Raw genomic sequence first — 7,484 nt, 5'->3', positions numbered from 1 at the left:
GATATGTGTTTTTTAGGAATCCTTTTGGGACATTTTCTCTTGCGCTTTCTTAAGACATTATCACTTTTGGAGCAGAATTTGTAGTTAAAAATCTTTGGTCATGTTGACATTTCCTTGATGTTTGTTATAATATACTTAACAAGACAACCGGAAGGTGCCGTGACCACCTGCCCCGGTGAAAAATTAAAAAGCTATTAAAAAATAGTCGTTCTATTCCTCGACCAAAGGCGAACGGCTATTTTTTATGTGTATAACTCAGAATGGCTACAATGAGCAGCGCAGCGGTTAAGATAACCATGAATTCTTCGTATGTACTCATAAAAACCACCCCTTTCCGCAAGACTCGGATAACAGGCGGTGCAGCACGTTCACCAGTGTTAAAAGTACTTAAGAACTTCGGAAAATTCGTCCTTCAAAACATCATCTTTGGTTAATTCTTTGCCATCAGTATATTTAGATAATAAGACTAATTCAGAAATCCTTTTCAGTGCTTCTGCTTTTCCAAACTCGTTAAGCAAATTAAAATTGTTTACAAGTTGGATATCTTTAGAATCAAGAACTTTTTTTGCAAAACCGTCAAAACCTGCTTCGTCAAAATCAAGATCCGTAGTGTTGCCAATTTTTTTGTAATCTTCGTCAGAAAGGAAGAATGCTGACACAGGAACATTTAAAACGTCGGACAGTTTTTCAATCATCGAAATATTTGGTTCACGTTGTCCCGTTTCATATCGACTTACGGTTATAGGTGAAACGCATAAAGCGGTAGCAAGGTCATATTGCGTCATGCTATTAGCGATTCTGAAATCTTTTATTTTATTACCAATATTTTTTTTCATCTTGTCACCTCTTGCAATAAAATTAGTATACCACAAAATAACCAAAAAGGCAGTTTTTTTAAAAAAATACTTGACGAATAACCAAAATGGTAGTAATATCAAAAATAAATAACCGATACGGTTAAATAATGAAACCAAGGGAGGATAAATAAATGAAGTTAGACCACGATAAGTTAGACCTCTTGCGTGCAAGAAATGTTTTAACGATTTCACAGCTGGCAAAGGTTGCAAAAGTTTCCGCCGCAACAATTGTGCGCGGGGGAAACCCGGGAATCGTCACCGTTGGCAAAATCGCTAAAGCCCTGGGCGTAGACGTGGAAGAAATCATTGTAAAGGAGGAATAAAAAACATGCAGGAATTAAAGAAACTGCGGACAATTGAACAAGCGTATGCAATCCTAAAAGAAATGGATCCGGATACGGCTATTTCAAAATGGTTTATCAGGGAGGCTATTCTAAACGGTGAAATCCCGTTTGTACAAGTTCACAGCAAAAGACTGATAGACCTTAACGACTTAATCAACTACATTAACAAAAGTATGTGCACAATGGCAGAAAGGCAGGCGAGATAATGAAGTATTATGAATTTGTAAATTTATTTAACCGTGTATCGCATGAAGGCTGGAACCAATTTGATATTGTAATGTTTTTAGTCGGCTACAAAGATAGCGTTGACTAAAAAGATATCGATAACATTCAAAAATATACCAACTAGGATAAATCCGTAAACAGTTTACGGATTTATACAAAAAAGGATTTGAAGAGGGTGAAAAAACGTCCTCTTTTACCCCTTGATTATAGGCTTAAGTTTACGACATAGAAAAAATGGAAAGGAGGAAGTAAGGACAAAATGGCGAGAATTGAAAGGTGGAAAGAAGTTACAATAGCAGGGGAAGAAATTATAGTTAGAACTTGCCAAAAGGACAGGGAGACTAGAAGACGGGCGAAGAAAAACCGCCCATCAAAAGAATCTGTTATCAAAAGCAATAAGAGGCAGCTAACCCGAAGAATTCACGCCATAATAGAAGAAAATTTCAAAGTAGGAGATTTATACATAACATTTACATATAAGCCAGAAGAGAGACCGGAAGAACGAGAGAGCGCAAAAAGCGATGTTGAGAAGTTTATAAGGAAGCTGCGGGCGGCATATCGTGCAGACGGTCAGGAGCTAAAAGCAATATGGGCAATAGAAGACGAACGCTTGTTTCATACTCATATGGTATTAAATAAACCCGGTAAAGAAGGGGAAAAGGCACTGAACACATGGAGCATTAAAGGCAATTTTTGGCGTGATGAAATTCACATCAGAGAGCACGCAAACGAGAAAGGGGAAATCCATCAGGATTTTTATTACCTGGCGCACTATCTCGTAAAAGAGAAAACAAAGCACTATGACAAGGTGAGTGACTTCCAAGAAAAAGCATACAGCAGGACGCGAAATTTAAGAGAACCGGAGGTTAGAAAATATCCTTTAAAACATGAAGAGTTGCAAATAGCTACCCCGGAAGGATACAGGCTTATAGACGGCAGTATAGAAGAATATACTGACCCATTGAATGGAGATATCTACAGAACATACCGTTTGCGCTGCATAAACGGAAGACCCTATAAAAGATGGGCAAGGGGGAAAAAGGCGAGGAAATCGGAGATATACCACTTAGAAAAGAACTTTATAGAAGAACAAATGGAATTCTTTAGGGAACTGTAGGAGGTGAAGGAGTGAAAAAAGAATGGTTGATATTAAGATATAGAGAAGCGGCGACAGAATCCATAAAGAAACAGCTTGAAGAGGCGAGTAATAAAGCGGTAGCAACTTTAGAATGTGGGGCAGAGTTTTTGCAGTATTTCAGAGGAGTAAATAAAAGGGAAGAGGTAGAACAAGAACTATTACGCTGCAAAAGGATTATAGCGCTTGAAAGCTGGCTGACTGAAACACCTGCCGTACATGATTGTCCACATAATTTGTGGTGGTGGAAATGGAAACCGTCAAGAATAAGGTTGAACGTGATAGTAAGAGAAAACGCGGACCATGAAGAGGCATGCGAAAATTTCGGATTATTAACAGGAATGCACTATAATTTTCCAACAGTAAGAGCAATAACAAAAAACGACGTTTTGAGGGCGCAAAAGTTTTTGATGGATATTTTCCCCTACCACGTTGGAGAAACGGCATTGAAGAGGGAAACAGACGAACACAAGAAGCTTGTAAGGATTGTGAATAGTGAAGTACAAGAACAGTTATCAATATTCAAATCCGACACGCTGTCGGATTTGTGAAAAAAGAAAGGTGATTTTAGGAATGACTAGGCTAGATATATTGTGGGAGATTTATGTTAGGAACCTTGCTTCGGGGCAACTCTCTGCAGAGTGTGACGAAGCAAGAAAGAAGCTTATTAATGCGCTTGAATGCGTGCGAGATTTTAGCGATTATAACCGCATAGACGTAGCAATTGAAGAGGTGATATGTATAAGCGGGTTTGATTGTTTTGTAGAAGGATATGAGTTAGCGTTATCTTTGTGTCAGACCAAGCAAGAAAGGGGAATAGCAAAATGAGTAGCAGAGTAGAAAACGCCTTGGAAGAGTATAGAGTAAAATATTTTAACAGGATTGGCAAATTTAACTTGTCGATGGAGGACTGCCTTGAGTTGAGGAGTCGCAACGACGAATTTGATATTTTGAACGATTCTTTCGAAGTGGGATTTGTCATTGGTATAAGATACGCCAATAAAATGCGAAAAGCCCTTAAATAAGGCGGTAAAGCGCATATAAAAGGACTCTTCAAAGGCTTGCAAGGGCAAACCCAAAAACACAATTAAAGTTTACCCTTGCAGGCGGAAAAAGTCAATCAGAAAGGAGTTTCGGAAATGGAAAAAATCAAAATCAGCTATGAAAACTTTGAAAGAATCCGCCCAGTTGTGGAAGCAATCAAAGAGGCAGCACCGGGAAAGGTGAAAGAAAAGCGAATCAAAAGCAATCTTGAAAACGGGCAGAAATACGACCGAATTTATATCGAAATCACTTGAAAAGGCTGTAAAGCTGCGGTATACTATTATCAGACAAATAAAGATATAGTACCGCAACCGCTTGGTTCCTGAGCGGGTGTAAGCTGAAATCAGCGTGGGAATAGCTTGAAAGAGTTATTCCCACGTTTTTATTTGTCCTAAAATTTCTTTTTTCCAATCCACCCGCCGAGACCCTGGCGGTATATCAAGTAGGGGTCTAAAATTAGCCCACCCGGGCAGAAAACGGAGGAATTAGACTGTGAGCGAAGAAAAGACATTTACACAGGAAGAGGTAAACCAGATTGTGCAGGAAAGGTTGCAGCGAGAAAAAAACAAGCAGCCGGAACTAGAACAGAGGGAAAAAAAACTTGCAAAAAGGGAAAAGGCATTTAATGCAAAAGAGTTATTACAAAAACACAATTTGCCCGAAGAATTCCAGAGCTTTTTAGAGGCGTCCGAAGATATGAATGCGGCAGTTATGCAGATTACACAGGGTATTAACGCCTGCAAGGCAAGCACGAAGCCTGTATATGAGCCGCGAGGCGGAGAACCGCACGACAAATCGGAGGATATTCGGAGAAGTTTCGGGCTTTACGATTAGGAGTGATAAATAAATGGCTATTCAATTAGCAACAGATTTTAAACCTTATGTAGATGAGGTTATGACAAAAGCGTCAACAATTGACCTTGTTGCCGGTGCAGAATTCAATTTTACCGGTGCAAATACTATCAAGCTTTATAAAGTAGGCACTGCACCAATGCAGGACTACGGAAGAAATCAAATAAAAGAAGGCAATTGGTCACACTATGGAGCGGTAACCACGTTAGATGCAACGACCGAAGAAATGACACTGAAAAAAGACCGTTCCTTTACCTTTGAAATTGACAAATTGGACGAAGACGAAACCAAGGGAAACCTTGAGGCAGCCTCTGCACTCAATAGGCAACTACGGGAAAAGGTTTTACCGGAAATTGAAGTACATTCTTATGGTGAAATTATAAAGCGTGCAGGGCTTAGAAATAGTGAGACAGCCGAGTTGACCGAAGAAAACATTTATGCAGCCATCACAGCGGCGAGCGTTGTTCTTGATGAGGCGGAAGTACCTGAAGAGGGGAGATATATTCTTGTAACGCCTGAGGTGCTGCGCCTGATGAAACTAAACAATGCTCTTGCAGTCAATGAAGATATTGGCAAAGAGCTACGCCAAAAAGGCGCAGTTGCTGCGCTGGACGGTGCGGCAATCATCAAAGTACTTTCAAAGCGTATGCCGGAAGGTTTCAAATTCCTTTACGGTCACCCGATGGCGGCGGCTGCACCTGTAAAGCTGGCAGACTATAAAATCCACAAAGACCCACCGGGGCTTTCTGGATCACTGGTAGAGGGCAGAATAAATTATGATGCTTTCGTCCTGGATAATAAAGTAAATGCGCTTTACTTGTACAGTACAAAGGCGGCTGAATCAGGAACGCAGAAATAAAGAGCAGGTGAGCCTATGAGCGAAACCGCAAAAAGAGGACGCAAACGCATTGAAATTGACCAAGAAAATTTTGAAAGCCTTTGTGCCTTGCAATGCACACTTGCTGAAATTTCGGGGTTCTTTGGGTGTTCAGCTGATACCGTTGAAAGATGGTGTAAACGTACCTACAAAATGAATTTTGCGGACATATTCGCACAAAAGAGAGCACCGGGGCAAATATCCCTTAGACGTTCCCAATTCAAACTTGCGGAAAAGAATGCTTCAATGGGGATATGGCTAGGCAAACAGTACTTAGGACAGGCGGACAGTGTAACAGAGCGCGAACAAATCACGGAAGATGACGGTTTCTTAGACGCGCTGAAAGGTACAGCCGCAACCGAATGGGAAGACTATACGCCCCCAAAAGCCCCTTCGCGCGCTATCAGCTCTGCTGAACAGTTAAAAAAGGCAAAGGAAGAACAACAGCTGCGGCAGCAGATACGGCAAGAGATACTTCAAGAACTGCAACCGGAACCGGAACCGGACCCAGAGCAGGAGAAACTAGATGAAATTTACAACAAATACGGAGCTATAGCAAAGGCGGTGAAAAATGATGTTGGATAAAAGTTTACTTGAGCAATACCCGGATTTGGTGAAAGAAATCAAGAACCAGACCGGAAGACTTGAAAAACTGCGAGACTTGCAGGAAACAAACCACGACCCGGAAACGGCTGCCTCTATCGCAGATCTTACGGTACTGCTGATAAAGAATACTGCTAGTTCAATTGAACTAGCAAGAAAAATTGAAGCGGAAGTATCTGCGGTAGATGATGCGAAAATTCGCGAGATTTTGCGTATGCGCTACCTGGTCGGTATGACATGGCGAGAGATTGGAGAAATATTCGACATGGAACCGGATAGCGTTAGGAAAGCGGTTAGAAAATATTATAGTTAGAATCCGTTATGATTGACGGTTTCTATATACTAGAATTTCATAGTTGGAGCATGTAGCCGCTGAATTTGGCGGCTATTTGCTTATACAGCGAGGTGAAAGTTATGACGAATGAAGAACTTGCTTTGAAGGTGAAATCGGGCGATACAGCCTATTTATTGCCTTTATGGGAGGGCGTGCAAAGGCTTGTTGAGATTAAGGCGAGAAGCTACAACCAGCCGGATTATTATGACGACATGATACAGGAAGCATATTTACAGCTGCAGCCGGCGGCAGAACGCTACAAACCTTCTGCGGGGAAGTCGTTCATCGGGTACTATATCAAGTATTATGTGCCTAATGCCTTTAAAATTGCCCTGTACGGCGGGAGAAGTGAATCAAGGGTAAACAGTCCTGATAATCATTTGATTAGCTTATATAGACCCGTTGGAGACGATACCGAGGCATGTTTAATTGATGAACTTATCGACCTTGAGGGCGAAACAGCACACCGGCACATAGAAGATGCGGACTTTTGGCAAGATGTCGGTAGACTGCTACGCAAAGGCATAAAGCAGATACCAAGCGACCAGCAACGGGAAGCAGTAAACTTTCACTATTTGCATGATACAACCTTTACCAATGCCGCCCATCTGCACGGCATACACGTGAACCAGTGGCGAAGCCAATACCAAAATGGACTGCGAAAGCTCCGCAAGTTCCTCTTGGGATTGCCGAAAGAAGAGCAGGAGAAAAGCGGCTTAAACGACTATTTGGAAAGTCATAGGAACTATGCCGGAGGTATGGGAGCATGGAAGAATAGTGGTTTCACTTCCAACACGGAGGCAATCGCCCTGAAGCGTATCCAGCTTGAGGAAGAAATACGACAATTTGAAGATATTGTTACCATGCTTAAAATGTGAGATACTACATTTAAATCTATAATAGACTGTATCGTATGTTAAAATCAGTTGAAAAATAAACGTTATCAGCTGATTTTTTTAATACAAAAATTAATATAATTTTAATACAAAAGTTTTGAATGAGTGGCAAACGGTGAATAAGTATACAAAAAATGAATAAAGCGGCAGAATTTATTAAAACATCATAAACGTTGAAATATCAACGGATAAGAAAAGAACCGCAAGCTGTATGCGGTTCTCAAAATGTATTGGTACTTCCAAGGGGAGTCGAACCCCTGATTCAGCCGTGAGAGGGCTGCGTCTTGACCACTTGACCATGGAAGCATATTTAAAAA

General features: G+C 41.0%; 12 protein-coding genes and 1 tRNA gene. 11 read left to right on the top strand and 2 right to left on the bottom strand.

Features of this window, described 5'->3' with window-relative positions; all coding sequences use genetic code 11:
- Positions 1-377: 377 nt before the first annotated feature.
- Positions 378-836, bottom strand: coding sequence for a helix-turn-helix domain-containing protein (locus D1155_RS12415; protein WP_160202730.1), 459 nt, complete (start codon positions 834-836; stop codon positions 378-380).
- Between the two features lie 152 nt (positions 837-988).
- Between D1155_RS12415 and D1155_RS12410 the strand changes: the two genes are divergently transcribed.
- From D1155_RS12410 to D1155_RS12360, 11 genes are all read left to right on the top strand, one after another.
- Positions 989-1,180, top strand: coding sequence for a helix-turn-helix transcriptional regulator (locus D1155_RS12410; protein ID WP_160202729.1), 192 nt, complete (start codon positions 989-991; stop codon positions 1,178-1,180).
- 5 nt (positions 1,181-1,185) lie between these two features.
- Positions 1,186-1,407, top strand: coding sequence for a DNA-binding protein (locus tag D1155_RS12405; RefSeq protein ID WP_160202728.1), 222 nt, complete (start codon positions 1,186-1,188; stop codon positions 1,405-1,407).
- Between the two features lie 278 nt (positions 1,408-1,685).
- Positions 1,686-2,543 (top strand): hypothetical protein, encoded by an 858-nt coding sequence (locus tag D1155_RS12400; RefSeq protein WP_160202727.1) that lies wholly within the window; start codon positions 1,686-1,688, stop codon positions 2,541-2,543.
- 11 nt (positions 2,544-2,554) lie between these two features.
- Positions 2,555-3,112 (top strand): hypothetical protein, encoded by a 558-nt coding sequence (locus tag D1155_RS12395; protein ID WP_160202726.1) that lies wholly within the window; start codon positions 2,555-2,557, stop codon positions 3,110-3,112.
- A gap of 273 nt (positions 3,113-3,385) precedes the next feature.
- Entirely contained in the window at positions 3,386-3,586 is a 201-nt protein-coding gene (locus tag D1155_RS12390) for a hypothetical protein (RefSeq protein ID WP_160202725.1), read from the top strand.
- Between the two features lie 114 nt (positions 3,587-3,700).
- On the top strand, positions 3,701-3,859 hold the full coding sequence (locus tag D1155_RS12385; protein ID WP_160202724.1) for a hypothetical protein: 159 nt from the start codon (positions 3,701-3,703) through the stop codon (positions 3,857-3,859).
- A 238-nt stretch (positions 3,860-4,097) separates the two neighbouring features.
- Entirely contained in the window at positions 4,098-4,439 is a 342-nt protein-coding gene (locus D1155_RS12380; RefSeq protein WP_160202723.1) for a hypothetical protein, read from the top strand.
- A 13-nt stretch (positions 4,440-4,452) separates the two neighbouring features.
- Positions 4,453-5,316, top strand: a complete 864-nt coding sequence (locus D1155_RS12375) for a hypothetical protein (RefSeq protein ID WP_160202722.1) — start codon at positions 4,453-4,455, stop codon at positions 5,314-5,316.
- A 15-nt stretch (positions 5,317-5,331) separates the two neighbouring features.
- On the top strand, positions 5,332-5,919 hold the full coding sequence (locus tag D1155_RS12370; RefSeq protein WP_160202721.1) for a hypothetical protein: 588 nt from the start codon (positions 5,332-5,334) through the stop codon (positions 5,917-5,919).
- Positions 5,906-6,250 carry a hypothetical protein gene (locus tag D1155_RS12365; RefSeq protein ID WP_160202720.1) on the top strand — a complete coding sequence of 115 codons (345 nt, stop codon included), beginning with the start codon at positions 5,906-5,908 and terminating at the stop codon, positions 6,248-6,250. Before D1155_RS12370 ends, D1155_RS12365 begins: the two co-directional genes overlap by 14 nt.
- A gap of 101 nt (positions 6,251-6,351) precedes the next feature.
- Positions 6,352-7,149 carry a sigma-70 family RNA polymerase sigma factor gene (locus D1155_RS12360; protein WP_160202719.1) on the top strand — a complete coding sequence of 266 codons (798 nt, stop codon included), beginning with the start codon at positions 6,352-6,354 and terminating at the stop codon, positions 7,147-7,149.
- 249 nt (positions 7,150-7,398) lie between these two features.
- On the opposite strand, the gene D1155_RS12355 is transcribed toward D1155_RS12360, so the two are convergent.
- Positions 7,399-7,473, bottom strand: a tRNA-Glu gene (locus tag D1155_RS12355).
- Between the last annotated feature and the right edge of the window lie 11 nt (positions 7,474-7,484).

This window comes from Anaerotruncus sp. 80, assembly GCF_009936115.1.
Lineage (GTDB): Bacteria > Bacillota > Clostridia > Peptostreptococcales > Anaerovoracaceae > Senimuribacter > Senimuribacter intestinalis.
Note: the sequence above shows the minus strand (reverse complement) of the source record. Positions and strands in the feature narration are given on the sequence as shown.